The 21273-nt window shown below is 43.2% G+C and carries 15 protein-coding genes and 1 riboswitch; of the genes, 3 read left to right on the top strand and 12 right to left on the bottom strand.

All coding sequences use genetic code 11. The features are described from left to right. Positions 1-22 precede the first annotated feature (22 nt). From DN752_RS23925 to DN752_RS23900, 6 genes are all read right to left on the bottom strand, one after another. A complete protein-coding gene (locus DN752_RS23925; protein WP_112786301.1) occupies positions 23-658 on the bottom strand; it encodes a hypothetical protein in 636 nt (211 codons plus the stop codon). Positions 659-1138: 480 nt separating this feature from the next. Beyond that, positions 1139-2434 (bottom strand): TRAP transporter large permease, encoded by a 1296-nt coding sequence (locus DN752_RS23920; protein ID WP_112786300.1) that lies wholly within the window; start codon positions 2432-2434, stop codon positions 1139-1141. Positions 2435-2436: 2 nt separating this feature from the next. Further along, positions 2437-2931 carry a TRAP transporter small permease gene (locus DN752_RS23915; protein WP_112786299.1) on the bottom strand — a complete coding sequence of 165 codons (495 nt, stop codon included), beginning with the start codon at positions 2929-2931 and terminating at the stop codon, positions 2437-2439. After that, complete coding sequence (locus tag DN752_RS23910; protein ID WP_112786298.1) at positions 2924-3931, bottom strand: TRAP transporter substrate-binding protein; 1008 nt, start codon at positions 3929-3931, stop codon at positions 2924-2926. The genes DN752_RS23915 and DN752_RS23910 overlap by 8 nt, the downstream gene beginning before the upstream one ends. A gap of 2 nt (positions 3932-3933) precedes the next feature. Beyond that, positions 3934-4602 (bottom strand): bifunctional 4-hydroxy-2-oxoglutarate aldolase/2-dehydro-3-deoxy-phosphogluconate aldolase, encoded by a 669-nt coding sequence (locus DN752_RS23905; protein ID WP_112786297.1) that lies wholly within the window; start codon positions 4600-4602, stop codon positions 3934-3936. Positions 4603-4623: 21 nt separating this feature from the next. After that, positions 4624-5619 (bottom strand): sugar kinase, encoded by a 996-nt coding sequence (locus tag DN752_RS23900; protein ID WP_112786296.1) that lies wholly within the window; start codon positions 5617-5619, stop codon positions 4624-4626. 397 nt (positions 5620-6016) lie between these two features. Here DN752_RS23900 and DN752_RS23890 point away from each other — a divergent pair, with 397 nt between their 5' ends. From DN752_RS23890 to DN752_RS23880, 3 genes are all read left to right on the top strand, one after another. Next, positions 6017-7663, top strand: a complete 1647-nt coding sequence (locus tag DN752_RS23890; protein ID WP_112786294.1) for a UxaA family hydrolase — start codon at positions 6017-6019, stop codon at positions 7661-7663. Between the two features lie 628 nt (positions 7664-8291). Beyond that, positions 8292-9677, top strand: a complete 1386-nt coding sequence (locus DN752_RS23885; protein ID WP_112786293.1) for a 3-keto-disaccharide hydrolase — start codon at positions 8292-8294, stop codon at positions 9675-9677. A 124-nt stretch (positions 9678-9801) separates the two neighbouring features. After that, positions 9802-11151 (top strand): Gfo/Idh/MocA family protein, encoded by a 1350-nt coding sequence (locus tag DN752_RS23880; RefSeq protein WP_112786292.1) that lies wholly within the window; start codon positions 9802-9804, stop codon positions 11149-11151. 555 nt (positions 11152-11706) lie between these two features. Here DN752_RS23880 and DN752_RS23875 read toward each other — a convergent pair. The 6 genes from DN752_RS23875 to DN752_RS23850 all read right to left on the bottom strand — a co-directional run bounded on the left by DN752_RS23875 (position 11707) and on the right by DN752_RS23850 (position 21214). Beyond that, a complete protein-coding gene (locus DN752_RS23875; RefSeq protein ID WP_112786291.1) occupies positions 11707-13026 on the bottom strand; it encodes a Gfo/Idh/MocA family protein in 1320 nt (439 codons plus the stop codon). Positions 13027-13050: 24 nt separating this feature from the next. After that, entirely contained in the window at positions 13051-14040 is a 990-nt protein-coding gene (locus tag DN752_RS23870) for a formylglycine-generating enzyme family protein (protein WP_112786290.1), read from the bottom strand. Between the two features lie 714 nt (positions 14041-14754). Next, on the bottom strand, positions 14755-15708 hold the full coding sequence (gene metF, locus DN752_RS23865; protein WP_112786289.1) for a methylenetetrahydrofolate reductase [NAD(P)H]: 954 nt from the start codon (positions 15706-15708) through the stop codon (positions 14755-14757). Between the two features lie 88 nt (positions 15709-15796). Further along, positions 15797-18505, bottom strand: coding sequence for a methionine synthase (gene metH, locus DN752_RS23860; protein WP_112786288.1), 2709 nt, complete (start codon positions 18503-18505; stop codon positions 15797-15799). A 5-nt stretch (positions 18506-18510) separates the two neighbouring features. Beyond that, the gene (locus tag DN752_RS23855; protein WP_112786702.1) at positions 18511-19554 is read right to left on the bottom strand and encodes a homocysteine S-methyltransferase family protein; all 1044 of its coding nucleotides are present in this window, start codon (positions 19552-19554) and stop codon (positions 18511-18513) included. A 65-nt stretch (positions 19555-19619) separates the two neighbouring features. Beyond that, positions 19620-19721: riboswitch (SAM riboswitch) on the bottom strand. 182 nt (positions 19722-19903) lie between these two features. Continuing rightward, entirely contained in the window at positions 19904-21214 is a 1311-nt protein-coding gene (locus tag DN752_RS23850) for a hypothetical protein (RefSeq protein ID WP_112786287.1), read from the bottom strand. Positions 21215-21273 lie beyond the last annotated feature (59 nt).

Raw genomic sequence — 21273 nt, 5'->3', positions numbered from 1 at the left:
CTCCTTTCTAAGCGGCTTAGTTCTATTCGTCCTTCAGCTTATTATAGTAGGCCGTAATCCGTAGCAAATCCCCTCTTCTATCGCAATCAAGCCTGTTTTTACGCATATAAAGCTTCACTTCATCTTCTCTATCTTCCATATAGCCCAGGAGATCTTTTCTTTTTTGGCTGTATTCTACGATCTTTCCCTCAGTCAAGAAAAAGTAATCAAAGGCCAGCTTGTTCGTTGTGCTCATTGGTGGGCCGTACATTGGAGACATGTACATATTGTACATTCCCATATTTCTGGTGTCAGTGGTGATGTACTCTCGACACAGCAACGTGATGTCATCCCCCTCTGTCAGCAACTCAAAGAAGATGGGCACTTCGTAGTTATTATTGTTGACATCATATGGAAGGCTATAAAAAGACCTCATGCCTCCATAGTACTCATCAAATATTTCAAAACGGGAAATGGAGGAACTGTTATAGGTATGAACCCCATCACTTTGTAATTGGACAATGTTTTTTTCTAGGTCATATTTTACCTTTCCTTTGTGGACATCACCAGTGGTAAGATAAATTGAGCCATCATGCCAAACTTGGCTTGGAAAATTCTGGGCATCAGTAAACTGAACCGCGGCAAACAGCAAAATAAATATCGAAAGGAGTCTTTTCATGACAATTAGCATTTGATTCTATTTTAAACTAACGAAAATATAGACGAATTAGTTAATCATTCTGTCTCAATTTGTACTAAAAAAGGTCAAAAGTCTAGGGATATGGCTAAGATCTGTCCTGTTCATCCGAAAATCTATTGCGGTTTTATCCCCATTTCAATAAGCGATAAGGGACCAAGCGTAAAAGTTGGGGACTGCCAGTTTGTTAATGGTAAAACCACGAATACATAAAAAGGCCACATAGTCCCAAAGTCAGCAAGTGCAAGCTGAAACCTGTACTGAAAGGGATTTATAGTTGCTTTGTGCCTTGGAGCCTTGGTGGCGTATCATTGTTCTGATAAATAAAGAAATTTATCGTCCCCCAGAAATATGGCTTGATCCGCAATAAGCTGGGGGTAAAAATATAAAAAGGCTGTCCTTCTCCTTCAATGAAGGAAAAAAGACAGCCTCTTATTTATAGTATAAGATTATTGTTAAGGACTATAACCCAAACAAGCTAGGAAGCCAAAGGGTCATTTGTGGCCAAATGGTAATAATGGCCAAACCAATAATCATGGCTATAAAGAAAGGCAGTAAAGGTTTTACCACATGTGAAATGGACGTCTTAGCGACACCTACTCCAATAAAGAGCACGGATCCCACAGGAGGGGTACACAGACCGATACACAAATTAAGCACCATAATGATCCCAAAATGTACCGGATCAATGCCCAGTTCGGTCACTACAGGCAAGAATATAGGCGTGAAGATCAATACTGCCGGTGTCATGTCCATAAAAATCCCCACAAATAAGAGGATGAGATTAATGATGATCAGAATGACGAACTTATTATCACTTAAGGACAATAACACTGCACTGATCGACTGGGGAATATCTTCACTGGACATTACCCAAGACATGGCCATAGACGTGGCAATCAACATCGCTACCACTGCTGTGGTGGCAGATGATTTGAGCAGTATGGCGGGCAGGTCTTTGGCTTTTAGCTCTCCATAGAAGAATGAAAGGCCAAGGCAGTACAAAACAGCAATAGCAGATGCTTCTGTAGCTGTGAAAACACCCATGACAATCCCTCCTATCACAATTACCAATAAAGTCAAACTAGGTGCTGCAGAGAAAAACACCCTTCCCAACTCTCTAAAGGAAGTAGGCTCTCCAGCAGGAAGTTTCTTTTTCTTGATAAAATAAGCTGCGGTGAGCATTAACAAGAGTCCCATAAACAGGCCGGGAATATAACCAGCAACAAAAAGGGCTGCAATAGATACACCACCACTCGCCAAAGAGTACACGATCAATACATTGGAAGGAGGAATCACTAGTCCAGTGGTAGATGAAGTTACGTTTACCGCTACCCCTAATTCTTTTGGGTAACCTTCATCATCCATTCTCTTGCCCAAAATACCTCCTAATGCCGAGGCTGCAGCTACAGCAGAACCGGCAATAGCACCAAAAAGCATGGCTGCTATAACATTTACATACAACAATCCTCCCGGTAATCTTCCTGTAAGCGCTTTGGCCAAATTAATCAAGCGATTGGCAATTCCGCCTTTGTTCATGATCTCTCCGGCCAATATGAAAAAGGGAATGGCCAATAGAGAAAAACTGTTTAATCCAGCCCCCATTCTTTGGGCAATGGTCGTCATGGATGGCACTGCGGCCACTGTCACCATTAATGTCAGCAAGCTCGAAAAGCCAAGGCTCCAAGCTACCGGCACCCCTAAGCCCATAAGGGTAATAAAACTCAGTACTAATATGATTATAGTAATATATTCCATGATTACGTTTTTGGGTTTTGTTGAAGAAGAAGTCTGATGTCAGCCACTTGGTAAATCAATATCAGGATTCCACTGATAGGTATAATGGTGTACACATAAGCCAATGGAATCTGTAAAGTGGTTGATTTTTGCCCTAGGATATACGTGATATACACTAGGTTACTTCCGCCAAAAATCATGACTGGAACTGAAAAGGCGATGATGATAATATGGATAAAGAACATCAGGTTATTCTTGGCCTTACCTGTAAGCTTTGAGGGCAATATATCGATAGCCAAATGTTCATTATGTCCAGCGACATATGCAGCCCCAAGCATCCCCAGCCATATCAATAAAAACCTGGCCAGTTCATCTGTAAAAGAGCTTGGTGACTGGAACACATAGCGCGAAAGTACTTGCCAGGTAACATTGATCACCATCAGGGACATGATAAACATAAGCAAATACCCCACGTTATGGTTTATCCTGTTTTTTAATGAGTTGCTATGGTTATTCATGGTTTCTAATATTTTCTATAATCTCGTACATTTCAGGCTGTGTCTGTTTGATCTGTTCGTACATTGGCTCCACGGCTTTTCTGAATGGCTCCTTGTCTGGACGAGTAATGGTAACCCCTTCCGCTTCCAACTGTCTCATGCTTTCTTTTTCCGCCTCTGCCCAAATCTTGTATTGGAACGTAGCCGATTCATCTGCTGCTTCCTGCAGCCAACGCTGCTCTTCTTCGGTAAGCCTGTCCCATACCTTGGTACTGACCATCAACATATCCGGAACCGCTGTATGCTCATCTAGTGAATAGTACTTGCAGATTTCGTAATGCCTTGAGCTTATTACACTGGGTGGGTTGTTTTCTGCACCATCTACGATGCCTTGTTGCAGGGCCGTATACAGCTCCCCCCAAGAAACCGGCGTGGGCGATCCTCCAAAACTCTTCACCATATTAATGGCCGTATTACTCTCCATCACCCTGATTTTCTTACCTACCAGGTCTTCTGGGGATTCCACAGGTTTATCCTTGGTATAAAAACTCCTTGATCCTGCATCATAAAAACACAGTCCCTTCAGCCAAAACTGGGTACCTTCATTCAATAACATCTTGCCGATATCACCATTCAGTACACGTTCGCGATGTTTATTGTCCCTGAAAAGATAAGGTTGGCTCAGCACTTGGATTTTTGGAGCGAAACTCTCCATTACCGCTGATGACACTTTGGTCATGCCGAGACTGCCGATCTGTAACAGTTCTACTAGTTCCCTTTCATTGCCCAACTGGGCATTGGGATACACCTTCATGGTCAATTTGCCGTTAGATTTTTCTTCTAGTCTTTCGGCCATATAGAGCATGGCTTCATGTACAGGGTGTTTGGTATCCAAACCGTGACCTAGTTTGATCACTTTATTTCCACCTGAACCCTTACACGAAATAAAGACAGCCAAGAAACTACAAATCAATAAACTAACAAGAAAATTGGGTCTATGATAATTGTTTGATTTCTTCATTTTTATTGGCTATTTCTAATGACTTGGATGATATCCAGTGCTTCTGAAATCTGCTTTTCCAGTGCATCGAATTTCTGTTGGTTGATCCAGTCCTTTTTAAATAGTTGTGAGCCCATTCCTACACAAGTCACTCCTGCCCCAAACCACTCAGAGAGGTTTTCTTTGGTAGGCTCCACACCCCCAGTTGGCATGATCTTAAGGGAAGGTAATACAGCCTTAACAGCAGAAATAAATGATGTTCCCAATACATTGCCCGGGAAAGCTTTGATGACCTGCGCTCCCATTTCTTGGGCATTGAAGATTTCTGTGACCGTACCACAGCCGGGGATCCAAAGGGTGTTGTTTCTAGTAGCGGTTACGGCTACGTTGGGGATAAGGGCCGGTGAGACAATAAAATCAGCACCTGCTTCTATAAAATCTTCCACTTCCTTGGGCGTAAAGATTGTTCCAATACCTAAAATAAGCCCACTGTGCCTATTGGAATAGGCTTTTAATTCTTTAAAAACTTCCAGGGCATTTTCACCCCTGTTGGTGAATTCAAATACCCTTACACCGCCATTATAAGAAGCGTCCAGTACATTTTTTGCCACTTCTACATCGCTATGGTTACAGACAGGGATCATCCCTGTGGTCTCCATAGCTTCAATAATTTCTTTATTGCTGAATTTCATATGATATAAGCTTATTTTAATCTATCGTAATAATTTCCCAACATTTTCACCTTTTACCAATTGGGCCACTTCATCAGCAGACACAAAATTGGCATCACCTGGAATGGAATGCTTTAATACAGAAGCTGCCACGGCAAACTCCAGAGCATCTTGATCTCCTCCTTTCAGGAGACCATAGATCAATCCTCCCATATAAGCATCTCCTCCTCCTACTCGATCTACGATATGTGTCATGTCGTAACTTTTACTATTGAGTAGCTCTTTTCCATTCCATAATACTCCCGATAGCTTATTGTGGGAAGCACTGATATTGTCCCTATGGGTAGTGGATATATACTTGATGGACGGAGATATTTCCTGTGCTTTTTTACATGCAGCTATATACTCTTTTTCATGGATATCCATACAGTTCTCAAAATCGGTCAAACCGGCTATGATCAAGTCGGTTTTCGCTATGAGGCCTGGCATAATATCCAAGGGTTGTTTGCCATATTGCCAGAGGTTTCTACGGTAATTGATGTCTCCGCTGATTTTGATCCCCATCTCATGGGCGGCATTTACAGCGTCTTCACATATCTTTGCTGCCGAAGCTGAGATGGCTGGAGTGATCCCAGTCCAATGAAACCAGTCTGCTCCGTCAAAAACTTCCTTCCAATCAATCGCTTTACCGTCAAAATTGGCGAATACGGAATCAAACCTATCGTAGATAATTTTGGACGATCGCTGCATGGCACCGTTTTCGACAAAATACAGCCCCATCCTACCTTCTTCAAAAAACACATACTGTGTATCCAGTCCGGCAAAGCGTAAATATTGAGTGGCTGCCTTTCCTATGTCATGGTTAGGAAAAGCCGTGACGTGGGCTGTTGACACCCCCCAATTGGCCAATGATATGGCTACATTGGCCTCAGCACCTCCAAAAACAACGTTATAATTATTGCTGCTTACAAATCGCTCGTGTCCCGGAGTAGAAAGCCGCATCATAATTTCTCCGAGAGTAATTACTCGTTTGTTCATCTATCGGTTATTAGTTACTTGGTTATATATGTTTGCTTTGAATTAACAATTTAATATGGTTCGGGCAGAAGTAATAAGAATTGAGTCCCCTCGTTCAAAATAAATTTGAATTAAAGAGATTTATCCATGCTAAACGCATTGCATGAAAGATAATAATTTTCATTCACCGAATTAAACCCAAATAAATTTCCTAAAAAAATTTTCCTGTCCATTTTCAAATTAACTGGCCTTTTTTTTCGCCATTTCATTAAACTGAACAGGCCAGCGGCGACGAAAATTTGAAAAAAGCCTTTCAAAACACATTTGTCTAAGAAAAAAACCGAAATATTCATTTGCATTAATTAAATTTTGTCTAAATTGTGCAATCGATTGCGCAATATAATAAAATTTAACTCACATGTTACATAAAATCTTAAAGATTCACCCAAAAGATAACGTGCTAGTGGCACTGGCAAACCTAAAAGCTGGCGAGGTCATTACCTATAAAGGAAATGATATCACACTGACACACGACGTTAAAGCCAAACATAAATTTGCCGAACAGGAGTTTTCTACCGATGAGGATATTTATATGTATGGTATCATTTGTGGGAAGGCCATGAACCACATCGCCAAAGGTGAAGTACTGACCACCCAAAATGTAGCCCACAAGACATCAGCGTTTACTGGTGAAAGGGATTTCAAGCCTTGGAGTGCACCTGACGTAAGCAAATGGGCTGACCGCACTTTTATGGGATATCACCGGGAAGATGGACAAGTCGGAACAGCTAACTACTGGCTGGTCATACCGCTGGTGTTCTGCGAAAATAGAAACATTGAAATCATGAAAAATGCTTTTGTAGAAGAATTGGGTTTTGCGAAGCCCAATAAATACAAGAGTTTCGTGAAACAAATGAAAGACCTTTATACACAAGGTAAAAAAGAGCAAATTGCTGAGTTAACTGTTGATACTGTTGAGCAAGATGGAGCGTCCCGTATTTTTCAAAACATAGATGGCATCAAATTCCTCACACACCAAGCTGGCTGTGGTGGTATCAGACAAGATTCTGAGATGCTGTGTGGATTAATTGCCGGATATATCAATAATCCCAACGTGGCTGGAGCTACTATCCTCAGCCTAGGCTGCCAAAATGCCCAACCTGCTATCCTGAGAGAAAAACTGGATAAGATCAATCCGGATTTAAAAAAGCCAGTGATTATCCTTGAACAACAGGAAGAAGGAACCGAAAACACTTTATTGACCAATGCCATTCAGAAAACCTTCCTTGCCCTCACTGACGCTGACCAACAAGGGCGTAAACCTGCGCCATTGAGTAAACTCACTGTGGGGCTTGAGTGCGGTGGATCGGATGGTTTTTCTGGCATATCTGCCAATCCTTCTGTAGGGCATGCTTCTGATTTGGTAGTGGCACTTGGAGGCAAAACCATTCTTTCGGAATTTCCCGAGCTTTGTGGGGTAGAGCAAGAGTTGATCAACCGGTGCACAACAGATGAATCAGCGGACAAGTTTGTTTCACTCATGAGGGCCTATGCCGCTTCAGCGGAGGCCGTTGGTTCTGGTTTTGACATGAACCCCAGTCCTGGAAATATCAAAGATGGATTGATTACCGATGCCATGAAATCAGCTGGTGCTGCCAAAAAAGGAGGAACCTCTCCTATCGTGGATGTACTCGACTATGCTGAGTTTGTAACGAAACCTGGCCTAAACTTACTGTGTACCCCAGGAAATGATGTGGAAAGCACCACTGCCATGGCAGGTTCGGGAGCCAATGTCATTCTCTTTACCACTGGACTGGGCACCCCTACCGGAAACCCTGTAACGCCTGTGCTAAAAGTCTCCTCCAATCATATTTTGGCCGAAAAAATGGACGATATCATCGATATCAATACTGGTGGCGTCATCTCTGGAGATAAGACCATCGATCAGATGGGTGAAGAAATCCTTGAGCACATCATCGAAGTGGCCAGCGGCAATAAAAAAGCCAAAGCACAGACACTCAACCAAGACGACTTTATTCCTTGGAAAAGGGGCGTGTCATTGTGATAAACTAGCTTTTTGGATCAGAGATAAAAAAAACGCCTTCGGGCGTTTTTTTGTTGTCCCCCTTGCATCCTAGGATCAGGTAATGCTTTTGGCAACAGGGTAAATATGGTTCCGTATGATTTACTTCGGCTAACCTTTACGTTGTTTGCAAAACACCAGCGCGCTATTCTCAAATGGCCTAGGGGATTTCAAATCCCCATTATCCCGCTTCGGGATTGCAAATCCCGAACAGCTAAGATGTTCCTACCACTGTACGGAAACGGTTTTATAATCGAACGGAGGTTACCATGGACTTGAAAGCATCATGCCGTAGGTATGAAAGCTTGGTAACAGCTACGAGCACCAGTCCGTTATAATGTGCCGTAGGTACATCACAGAGGGTCAGTTCAATTTCCCTTTATGAAAATTTATTTTCATTGCCCGTGTTCAGTAGCTAGGGCACTTCAAACAGGCTTGGTGTGGCGGCTGTAGGAAGACGGTTTTATAATCGAGCTAAGCGTACTACATTCGGAGCTTATCCCCTCTCCTTCTCGGAATCGATTTCGTAATTAAACTACTTACAATATTTGACAAGCAAAGATTAAATCCTCATTTTTAGCTTGCTAAAATCAATAAAACCGAGATAAACATGTTTAAGAAATTATCTTTTCCATTTGCACTTGTTTTGAGTGGAATAATTTGTTTTTCCTGTAACCAAAAGAAGGAAAGTACTACCTCTGAAGATGGATGGACCTCTCTTTTTGACGGGGAGTCACTAGAAGGCTGGAAAGCCCTGGGCGGAGAGGCCGAATTTGTCATTGAAGATAATGCCATTGTTGGTATTTCTAAAGTAAACACCCCCAATACATTTTTGTCAACAGAAGAGGTGTACGACGACTACATTTTGGAGCTGGATCTTAAAATTGAGGATGAAACGAGCAATTCGGGTGTCATGACACGCGGCCAGTACAATGCGGACAAAAACCGTGTTTTTGGCTATCAGGTAGAGGCGGACCCTAAAGAGAGAGCTTGGTCTGGAGGCATTTATGATGAAGCCAGAAGAGGTTGGTTATATCCATTGACACTCCATCCAGAAGCAAGAAAAGCCTTTAAACTAGGCGAATACAACCACTATCGGATCGAGGCTATCGGCAATGAGATCAAAACGTGGGTAAATGGCCAGGCCGTTGCCTATGTCGTGGATGATATGGATAGCCAAGGTTTTATTGGCCTTCAAGTACACGGCATTGGAGGTAATCCTGACCATGCCGGTAGAAAAACCTACTTCAAGAACATTAAGGTCCAAACGGAAAATCTGGAGCCAAAGGCTTTTGAAAAAGGACATTATGTAGTCAGTACTGTAGACAATACGCTTACGGACTATGAAAAACAAGATGGCTGGAAATTGCTCTTTAACGGAAAAAATTCTGATGGCTGGAAATCCACCAATAAAGATGAATTTCCTTCTAAAGGCTGGACGATCAATAATGGTGTGCTGACTATTGCAGAATCTGACGGCAGCGAATCCCAATCATACGGGGATATTGTCACAAAAGACATGTACAGTGCTTTCGACTTGTCTTTCCAGTTCAAATTATCTGAAGGGGCCAATAGTGGAGTGAAGTACTTTGTGACATTGGATGAGAAGACTTCCGGATCAGCTATAGGACTGGAATATCAAATCCTAGATGATGAAAAACACCCAGATGCCAAAAAAGGCAAAAACGGCAATAGAACATTGTCTTCCCTCTATGACCTTATCACTGCTGATAAGCAGTCTAGGTTCACTAAGAAAATCGGTGAATGGAACCAAGGACGTGTAGTCGTATATCCAAACAATCATGTGGAGCATTACTTGAATGGCATCAAAGTCCTTGAATATGAAAGAGGTTCTGAGGCTTACCGTGAACTGGTAGCTGGCAGTAAATATGCCAAATGGGAAGATTTTGGTGAGGCCGAAGAGGGACATATCCTTCTCCAGGATCATGGCAACTTGGTAAGCTTCAAAAGCATCAAGTTAAAAGATTTAAAATAAACCACTAGCAATCAATGCTGTAAGCTAACTTCCAAATGACCCTGTCGCTAGTTTGCGTTTGCAGGGTCATTTGATTTTAGCGATGACCCTACCCAATTTAATCTAAAGAAAATCTAAAAACCTTATGAAAAAGAATAACAATAGAAGAGAATTTATAAAAAAATCTGCCCTCGCTACCGCAGGGATATCCAGCTTAGGAGCACTAGGGTTCAGTGCAAAAAGCTATGGCAAAATCATGGGCGCAAATGACAGGATCAATGTGGCCATTTGCGGCCTTGGAAGGCGACTGGGGGCATACTATGACCCTATTTCCCTCCCGATCTCCAATGTCAACTTGGTCTATCTCTGTGATGTTATGAAATCACAAAGGGAAAAGGCCGCTAAGAGTTTCGAAAAACGCATTGACCATACACCAAAACTGGAAAACAGTATATTTAAGGTCATTGAAGACCCAGAAGTGGACGCCATTATCAATGCCACACCTGATCACTGGCATGCTCCGGGTACTTGGATGGCCGTAGAGGCTGGAAAACATGTCTATGTAGAAAAACCTTGTAGTCACAATCCCCGTGAAGGTGAATTGCTCGTAGAGTACCAAAAGAAATACAACAAGGTGGTTCAAATGGGTAACCAACAGCGGTCCTCTTCTCCATCGCAGGAAATCATCAATGCGATTCACAATGGTGAAATAGGAAATCCCTATAAAGCAACGGCTTTTTATTCCAATGCCAGGGGACAGGTAGTAAATCCTTCAAAAGCTCCCGTGCCTGAAGGCCTGGACTGGGACCTCTTCCAAGGCCCTTCTCCACGTAAAGAATATATGCATGACACTTGGGATTACAACTGGCACTGGTACGGTTGGGATTTTGGTACTGCAGAGACCGGTAATAACGCCACGCATGAATTGGACATTGCCAGATGGGCACTTCAAGTAGATTTTCCAAATCGCGTCATGGTGGATTCCGGCAAATACCATTGGCCAGAGGATGGCTGGACGATGTACGATACCATGGATGCGGTATTCAAGTTTGAAGGCAACAAGACCATCCAATGGGACGGAAAAAGCCGGAACAGCATGAAAACCTATGGTGGCGGCAGAGGAACAATTATCTACGGTACGGAAGGTTCTGCATTCATCGACAGAAATGGCTATAAGCAGTACGATAGAGGTGGTAAATTGGTGAAGGAAAACTATGGTGCTGGCTCTGAAGCAGGTACTGCCCTTGGTGGTGGTGGAGATGTATCTACTACACACGTGTACAATTTCTTCCAGGCCATCAGAGGAAAAGAAAAACAAAATTCCCCAATTGATGAAGGAGCAAAAAGCACCTTACTTTGCCACTTGGCAAACATCGCCTCACGTACAGGAGATGTCCTAGAATGCGACTCCAAAAATGGCCATATCACCAATAGCAAAGCAGCCAAAAAGCTGTGGTCAAGGGATTATGAGAAGGGTTATGAGCCTACTATTTAAATAGTATTTAGTATAAAGTACTTAGTATTTGGTATTTTGATCATGCCGTGGCTCCTTGGGGTCATGGCATGATTTTTTAGTGGGTATGGATTGATTTTTTGATTTACTGCCTACCAGGTAACCTTCCATAGTCCGCTTACTATCAGTTATCTCGGTTGTCCCTTCAGTTGTACTGAGGGACGACTAAAGTTGAATCTGTGGCTCACTAAGATTAAGAACGGATCAAGCAGAAAAGTAAGGGGGTGTAGCTAATAGAACGCTGATGGCGCAGATGATTATGATTTGCGCTGATTTGCATATTCCGGTTTTAAGAAAGTGCGTCGAAAATCCCCCCAGAAATATTGCTTGATCCTTAAGAACCGTAAACACCCGTCATAAAAAACAAGTCAACCCGTTTTATACCTTAGACTATCATACTCGGTATCAATTTGCTTATCCTATTATTCGAATAACCGTATAAGCAATTTAATCGTTTTTTGATTATCAAAAAGAAATCCCGGACGAAATGAATCATCCGGGATCAATCTAACTTTAATGTCCTTGTCTTGGGCTATCTCAGATTACCTTGGTCTGCCCTGGGACGGCATGAGGATAGAGTCCATTTTCATCTGGTAATACTTTTGGCATGGCATCCCAAGCAAACTTCTCGGGCATCAAATCTATTTTAGAATTGAAGGCTTCGTCCCAAGAGATTTCTTTTCCGGAATAGGTAGCGTTTCTTCCTAAAATGGATGTCATGGTACTCATCGCTGACCTGGTGGCATCCTCATAAGCATACTCTCCCTTTATGATTGCTGCAAAGAGTTTATTATGCTCCTGTTGATAAGGATTGATATTATCTTTTCCATCATGATCATAGAGGGAGTTTCCATTAAGGGCAGTTAACTTCCCTACGTTCCCAGCATTCATATAGGCCCTTCCTTTGGTTCCTGTAAACGCTTCATCTACTTTATTAAAAGCTCCTGGGAAATGGCGGCATTCACTATCGATCACCGTGCCGTCTGCATAGGTAAACCGAACGGTGTGGTGGTCAAAAATCTCACCTGTATCCAGCCCTGTACGGACCATTCTGCCTCCGGTACCTTCAGCTTTTACGGGATACCCTCCTTTTACCCAGTTGGCAATATCGATATTGTGAACATGTTGCTCTGAAATGTGATCTCCACAAAGCCAATTGAAATAGTACCAATTCCGCATTTGGTATTCCATCTCGGTCTGTTCCGGTGTTCTGGCTCGGGTCCATACTCCTCCCCCGTTCCAGTACACATGCCCGCCGACGATGTCGCCAATTGCTCCGTCTTCGATACGCTTGATGGTTTCGATGTAGTTGTCTTGATACCGCCGCTGAAGGCCTACGACTACATTGAGTTTTTTGGCTTTTGCCTGCTCAGCAGCAGCTATTACTCTTCGGATGCCATTGGCATCTGTGGCCACGGGCTTTTCCATAAAAACATGTTTGCCCTGACGGATCGCTTCCTCAAAATGGATGGGTCTAAAACCCGGAGGAGTAGCCAATAACACTACGTCCGCTTCCGCTATAGCATCTTTATAGGCATCGAAGCCCACAAACTTTTTATCCTCCGTCACCACTACTTTTTCGGTGCCTATCTTAGAAGACAGGGCTTTATAGCTGTCATCCAGCCTATCTCTAAAGGCGTCGGCCATGGCCACCAATTTTATATTTTGATCGGTACCAAAAGCCTGGAAAGCTGCTCCAGTTCCTCTGCCACCACATCCGATCAAGGCGATTTTTATCTCGTCGCTTCCTGCTGCATGAGCACCAGGAATTGAAAATGGACTGAGCATCATGCCGCCTGTTACTAGGGCAGAAGTCTTGATAAAATCCCTCCGTTGGTTTTTATTTTTTAGGTTCATTGTACTTTATTAGGTTTTACGTGATTAATAGTCATCAATAGGTGCTTGGTCATAATAGGCCATGATCTCCTCCTCTGAAGGCTGCTCAAGTGGTCTTACCACTCGTATCCCCAAGAAAGGAGCTTCAGGAAACCACCAGCGGCTTTTTGGGATTTGTGGGTCGATTTGTTTCCATTTAGCATTGGAAGCAAAACGCCTGCTGCTTCGTAGTTCATCAGCTTCACTGATGTAACTTCCTCCTCTGATTACCCTTGGGTACAATTCGTCAGAAGTAGCCCTTGGGTTGTTATCTACCTCTGCGATTTTGGGGTATTGTGGTACATAGGCATCATTGGTCCATTCCATGACATTGCCATAGATATCATACAGCCCCCATGGATTAGCTGCTTTTTGACCTATTTTATGCGTGGTTTCTTCACTGTTTTCAGCAAACCAGGCATATTCCGTTAAGGTTGACGTTTCATTTCCAAAAAAATAGGCCGTACTGGCACCAGCTCTAGCGGCATACTCCCACTCCGCTTCTGTCGGCAACCGGTAAAACTTCCCTGTTTTGGTATATAACCACTTACAAAACTGGATGGCACCATACTGTGTCATGCCAATGGCGGGTTTATCTTCCTTGCCCATCCCAAATGTCATGTCCAAATACGGTGTGGAAGGTCTGGTCAACCCATCCACTTCTGGTGATAGTTCTTTTTGGCTTATAGAAGCCTCATAATTTTTGTTTAGAAACAATTCGAAAATATCCCAAGTCATCTCATGCGTCCCCATCCAAAATGCATCCACCGAAACGGTTCGCTGTGGCCCTTCATCCTCCTTCCTTCCTTCCTCATCCCCTGGGCTACCCATTACAAATTCTCCAGCAGGAATAGGAGCCATTCCAAAAATCAGATCAGTATGAGGGATTTCCTGCTTATATGGCTCAAATGAATCAGAATATACAATGCTTTTTGCATTAAACAGCAAAATACTACCTGCCACTACAGCAGAAATCACGAACTTATTGGGTAACATATAGGCTTAATAGATTAATAATATTAATGTCCAATATAACAACAATTTGGAAAACTTATCTCCCGCTTATATAAAAAATGAAAGGAAATGATGCATAAACCGGGTTAAACCCGAAATATGCATTAGCCTATCTGTTGCGACCTGAAACTGCTTCAAAATCAGCCGTTTCACTTTAGTTTTCGGCATAACCGTAGCGGTGCTACGCTAATGCCTCCAAACTAACTGATTTTCTTGCAATTTCAGCTCTCTCTACGATTCCTAACGCATAATCCGGGTTAAAGAAAGTACCCTTTACTATCTGTAGAAAAAAAAATAGGTATATCCTCAATGATACCAGTAATCACGTTGATATGAAATAGGTCCTCACAGAAACCATGGAAATCTCATAAAAACGTTGTTTCATTCTGGGTTTTCTGTGCGTTCCGCGAGAAATAAAAACTACTGGCATGAAAGCGTATAATCAAAAAAATATATCGAAATCGAAAGTTGTCAATGTTAATCCTATATTCCTTATTCAAAAAACCTGCAATACCCATTGGACTATTTATTACGGTCTTACACTACCTCTGAAGGTAGCAGACGTATGTAATCCTGTAGATAATTCTGCAGGATTACATACTATTCCGTGCTGTTGACATTTTGACCCGAAATATGCATAAGCTGGGTTTAATTTACCAAGTGCGATTACGTGGCAATTTCAGCATAGGCCTTACACTAAAAAACGGCACTGGCTACTTTGTGAACCGTGCTGGCTTTGCTCATGGTGTAGTAATGTAGACAAGGCACGCCAAACTCGACCAATTCTTTACTTTGCTGAATGGCCCACTCGATACCTACTTGGCGGACCGCCGCATTATCCTTGCATTTTTCCAATTCATCCATCAACTGATCCGGCAAATCCAAGAAGAAAATGCTTGGCAAGACCGTGATTTGTCTTAATGTCGTAATCGGCTTGAGACCTGGTATAATCGGGATGGTTATCCCTGCTTCCCTTACCTGCTTGACGAATTCAAAATATTTCTGGTTGTCAAAAAACATCTGTGTCACGATGTACTCAGCACCAGCATCGACTTTTGCTTTTAGGTATTTCAGATCAAACTTAAAACTTGGTGCCTCGAAATGTTTTTCAGGATACCCGGCCACTCCAACACAGAAATCAGTCTGGAAACCTGTTTCTGTTTCTTCATGCAGATAACGGCCATGGTTCATGCCTACGATTTGTTCTACTAACTCATTGGAATAATGATGACCTCCCTCTTCGGGGACAAATCTTCCTTCGGATTTTGGTGCATCCCCCCGTAGTGCCAGGACATTTTCTACGCCAATAAAATTCAGATCAATAAGGACATTTTCAGTCTCCTCTTTATTGAACCCACCACATAATATGTGAGGCACCGTATCTACGTTGAAGCGGTTCATCAAGGCCGCGCAGATCCCTACTGTTCCTGGACGTTTTCGGGTACTTACTTTTTCCAAAAGTCCATTAGAATGCTTTTTATAAATATACTCTTCCCGATGATAGGTAACATCTATGAAGGGGGGATTAAAGTCCATTAAGGGAGAAATACCATCCAACATGTCATTAAGACTTTGCCCTTTTAGAGGAGGCAAAATCTCGAAAGAGAAAAGTGTACTTTTGGCTTGCTTGATGTGTTCAGTTACTTTCATCGGTTAAATTATGGTTGATATAGTGTAACACAGCACCGGCTTATTGGGAAACCGGGCTGTATTGGTGTTTTTTACTATAAATTAGGGGTTATTCCATTACTGGCTTAAGTCTTGGAGTATAGGCTAAATTAGGTGAAAGCCATTTTTCTGCCTGTTCCTTGGATACGCCCTTTCGTTTGGCATAACTCTCCACCTGATCCTCTCCGATCTTGCCCAATCCAAAATATTTACTTTCCGGATGGCCAAAATAAAATCCACTCACTGAAGACGTGGGAACCATAGCGAAGCTATCCGTAAGCTTAATTCCAATGCGCTCCTCTACTTCTAGTAAGTCAAACAGTGTCGTTTTTTCGGAATGCTCCGGACAAGCAGGATATCCCGGTGCCGGACGGATCCCAGTATAGGACTCTTTGATCAATTGATCATTGTCCAAATGTTCTGCTTGGGCATAACCCCACAGGTCCTTCCTTACCACTTCATGCATATATTCTGCTGCTGCTTCGGCAAGTCTATCACCAATCGCCTTAAGCATGATCACGTTATAGTCATCCCCTTCTGCTTTGAAGGCATTGACCTTTTGATCCATGTCCAATCCTGCGGTAACCGCAAAGCCACCAAAATAATCCACTTTCTCTGGATGTAGATAATCTGCTAATGAGCGATTGGGTACACCTTTACCTTTTCTGCCTTGCTGGCGCAAGAAATGGAATGAGGTCCCCGATTCCTGCCCGTGTTCATCCAAAATTGCGAGGTCATCGCCTGTTCTTTTTATAGGATATAGGCCAACTACCGCCTTGGCTTTAAGCCATCTTTCGGCAATGGCCTCGTCAAGCATGGCATTCGCTTCATCAAATAGCTTTTGGGCTTGGACTCCCACTACTTCATCTTTTAGGATTTTTGGGTACTTTCCAGATAGCATCCATGTGCTGAAAAACGGAGTCCAATCGATGTATTTTCTCAATACACTTAAATCCAAGTCAAGAACAGTCTTGCCTATTTTCGCAGGCTTTACAGGTTCATAATCTTTCCAATCAATAGGCACTGGATTCGCCTTGGCCTCTTCATAAGTTGCCAGTTTTTTGGCTTCTTGTTTGGCTTGGTGGCTTTCTCTGAGTTCTGCGTAAGTAGCCTTGATCTTTTGGTGATAGGCTTCCCTCGTATCTTCACTGATCGCTTCTCCGGCCACGGGCACGGACTTAGAAGCGTCCAGTACATGAACCACTGTGCCACTGTACACAGGATCAATTTTTACCGCAGTGTGAATCCTACTTGTCGTAGCGCCCCCGATCAGCAATGGCAGCTTCATGCCCTGTCTTTCCATCTCAGATGCCACATTCACCATCTCATCTAATGACGGCGTAATCAATCCACTCAGACCGATAATGTCTACATCATTCTTAATGGCCTCATCAATGATCGTCTGCGCATCTACCATGACGCCAAGATCTATGATCTGGTAGCTGTTACAGGCCAAGACCACGCCTACGATATTCTTGCCTATATCATGGACGTCACCTTTTACCGTGGCCAGCAGTACTTTTTTGATCGAGCTCTTTTCTTCATTAAAATCCGCATCTCCGGCCTTTGGCATAAATGGCTCCAGGTAAGCCACTGCTTTTTTCATCACCCGTGCTGATTTTACCACTTGGGGCAAAAACATCTTTCCAGAACCAAAAAGATCACCCACCACATTCATACCATCCATCAATGGCCCCTCGATGACCTTCAAAGGACTTTTTAGAAGTTGGCGGGCTTCTTCAGCATCACTTTCGATATGATCAATGATGCCTTTTACCAAAGAATGCTCCATGCGCTTCTGGACCGGTTCTGATCTCCAAGATTCGTTGGCGACTTCCTTTTTACCGGATGATTTGACCGTTTCTGCAAACTCCAGCAAGCGCTCAGTGGCATCGTCCCTTTTGTCCCACAACACATCTTCCACATGCTCTAACAGGTCTTTGGGGATGTCGTCATATACTTCCAGCATTGCCGGATTGACAATCCCCATGTCCATGCCATGTTGGATAGCGTGGTACAGAAACGCCGCATGCATGGCTTCACGGACAGGGTTATTTCCCCTGAAAGAAAAACTCACATTGCTGACTCCCCCACTCACTTTGGCACCTGGCAGGTTTTCTTTGATCCACTTTGTGGCCATGAAAAAGTCAATGGCATTCCTGCGGTGTTCTTCCATTCCAGTAGCCACTGGAAATATGTTGGGATCAAAAATGATATCCTGAGGATTGAATTTCACCTCATTTACCAGAATATCATAACTCCTTTGACATATATCTATTCGCCGCTGATAGGTATCTGCCTGGCCATCTTCATCAAAGGCCATTACCACCACCGCTGCACCAAACTTTTTAATGGTCTTTGCTTGGTGAATATATTCTTCCTCTCCATTTTTCAAACTGATGGAGTTGACGATTCCCTTGCCTTGGATACATTTCAATCCAGCGACGATGATGTTCCACTTAGAGCTATCGACTACGATGGGGATCCTACTGATTTCAGGCTCTGAAGCCAGGAGGTTCAGGTATTTTACCATGGCGGCTTCACCGTCCAGCATCCCTTCATCCATGCACACATCCAATACCTGCGCTCCGCCCCTCACTTGGTCCAGCGCTACTTCCAGGGCTTCGTCAAACTGCCCGTTTAGGATCAGACGGGCAAATTTTTTCGAACCCGTTACATTGGTACGTTCACCGATATTGACAAAATTCAATTCCGGAGTAAAAACCAATGGCTCCAGCCCCGATAATTTGAGCTGGCTGTTGTTAACTTTATTATCCATTCCCACTATTCTTCTTCTAATGTAAATGCTAATTTTCTTGGCTGGTACTTTTTACTTACTTCGCCAATGACACGGATATGTTCGGGCGTAGTGCCACAACACCCCCCTAAAATATTGATCAACCCATCTTTCAGAAACTCTTCTACCTGATCGGCCATTTCTTGGGAGGTCTGGTCATATTGCCCAAACTCATTGGGAAGTCCGGCATTAGGATAGGCACTGACATAAAATGGTGCCTTTTCGGCCAATACTTTTAAGTAAGGCCTGAGCTCTTTGGCACCTAGGGCACAGTTAAGCCCAATGCTCATTAGTGGAACATGCGATACTGAAATCAAGAATGCCTCGGTGGTCTGTCCACTGAGGGTCCTTCCTGAAGCATCCGTGATAGTGCCAGAGATCATGACAGGGATCCCACCATCCTCTGGTGCCAATGGTAGCCCTTTTTCCTCGAAGACCTCCTGAATGGCAAACAACGCAGCTTTGGCATTCAACGTATCAAAGATCGTCTCTACCAACAGAATATCAACACCTCCGTCAATAAGGCCTTTTATCTGCTCTGCATAAGCTTCCGAAAGTTGGTCGAAGTTAACTGCCCGATAACCGGGATCATTGACATCTGGAGAGATAGAAGCCGTCCTATTGGTAGGCCCTACAGCTCCCGCCACAAAACGAGGTTGTTCTGGGGTCTTTTGACTATAGGCCATAGCCGACTCTTTAGCGATTTTTGCAGCTTCCACATTGAGCTCATATGCCAAATGTGAAAGATCATAATCCTCCTGCGCAATGCTAGTACTGCTGAACGTATTGGTTTCGATGATGTCTGCCCCAGCATCCAAGTAGGTATCGTGGATCTCCCGAATGATTTTTGGCCGGGAGAGGGACAGTAGATCGTTATTCCCTTTTAGGGATTTATGATGCCCATTTAAAGCAGGTGTCCTAAAATCTTCTTCTTCCAGTTTGTACCGCTGGATCATTGTTCCCATCGCTCCATCTAGGATGAGAATCTTTTTTTCAATTTGCTGAAGTAATATATCAGTTCGTGTATTCATGCTCATTGTTTGTATTAAAAGCTGTACCGAGCAAAGAACCGATAGAAAAGCAGGTGATTATCTACCGCTCATCTTTTCCTGACAAGCTCAGGATGGGAGTTAGCACCTTGTCTGATCAGGTTGCTAAGACGTCATAGGGCCCTTCCCTCAGTCTTTCTCGATAAGCAAGTCCAAAGTTAACATGAATTGGTGGAAAAAAATTGCAAATTCAGGAATTTATTTCGGGAAATATAGACCTGTATCTTTGACTGACACATTAGCCCAGATGGCAAGGCGGCTCATTTATTTGGATAACCAGGTAGATCATAGAACACCATAGGCTTAGCCCCCGTTTAACCCGGAATATGTATTATGGTCTGATGCCTACGCCCAACTGTAGATAGGGATTGGCCATGAAATTGGACATACTTACTCCACCTAATTCATAGCTTCCAAGCGGTATCTCATACCCACCGTAGACGGTACCTACTAAGGACAGTTTTGTCTTTTTTGAAAGTGGGAATACTTTGGAAAGGTACACTTCAGGCTTGGCCATTATTCCTCCATTTCTCAATTCTCCATCATAATCTGGCAAGTCTATCAAATCAGGGAATGATAGCTTGCGCTTATGCAATAAACTATAACGTACATTGGCGTAGCCGATACCACCAAGGGCGCCCACTTCCCAATTATAGATGTCCAAGAGCTTCCCCCCTAGACTCCCGTATATTCTCAAGCTGCTCAAACTATGCCCGTAATCTTGATTGGCCTCTCCTTCCATGTTGAGATTAAACAAGTCAATGCCATAGAGAAATCCTCTGTTTTCACCGAGTAGCTTGATCCCTATATTTTTTGGAATCCCATCCAATTGCTGGTACCCGTTGTTCTCTAGGTGTTGGTTTAGGTCATTGGGTTTTGTAAAATGTATTCCGGTAATCAAATGGATGCCAAGAGAAGCATCTCTGTAAAAATAGTTCTTCTCCGGTAAGCTAAGCCCCGCTCCCAAGCGTACAAAAGCTCCGCTCTGTAGGTCATCGAATGTCATCCCATTAATGGTCCAAGATTCTTCAAATGGATTAAAGGAATAGCCTATTTTAGCTATCAGGGTAATCACTTCCTCACTAGGCAACAGCCCAAGGTCATAGCCCAGCTCAAAACCGATTTCTGTCAGAAAGCCTCCCATGAACTGACTGCCTTTGTTGATGTCATTCTGTCTTAGGATAAAACCATGGGCAGGAGCTTTCAGGAACTCCTCCATTGACTCACCTTCTCGGTCGTTAAGCATTTCAAAATTCAAATACCCCATACCGATAGACATATAATGGATAAGGTGAAACTTCCCTTCCTCAGTAAAACTGTAGCCAAAGTTCAAGAAGGCCCTTGTAGTCCGATAATCGATATTGTATTCATTAAATGGGGTTTCTATCCCATTGTTTTGGTATATCTCGGCCCCGATGATAAAATCGTTAAAACGTGTTTGATAGCTAAGACCATAGGTATTATAGCTATTGGGCAAAGGTGCTTGTCCGTGATTCTCCAATAACTCGTCCAGCCCTTGCAGATTGGCACCAGAAGTACCATAGTACGCATTAAAACTGGTACGTTGGTAGCCTTTATGTTGTTGGGCCCAAGCCTGCTCGGTAAAGCAAAACAGGATAAGAATGGCAATTATCGTCCTCATCTGGTCAAATTTCAGGTCAAAAATAAAATTTTAATACGGAATGGCTATCATTTTTACAA

It is taken from the genome of Echinicola strongylocentroti, from assembly GCF_003260975.1.
Taxonomy (GTDB): domain Bacteria; phylum Bacteroidota; class Bacteroidia; order Cytophagales; family Cyclobacteriaceae; genus Echinicola; species Echinicola strongylocentroti.
Note: the sequence above shows the minus strand (reverse complement) of the source record. Positions and strands in the feature narration are given on the sequence as shown.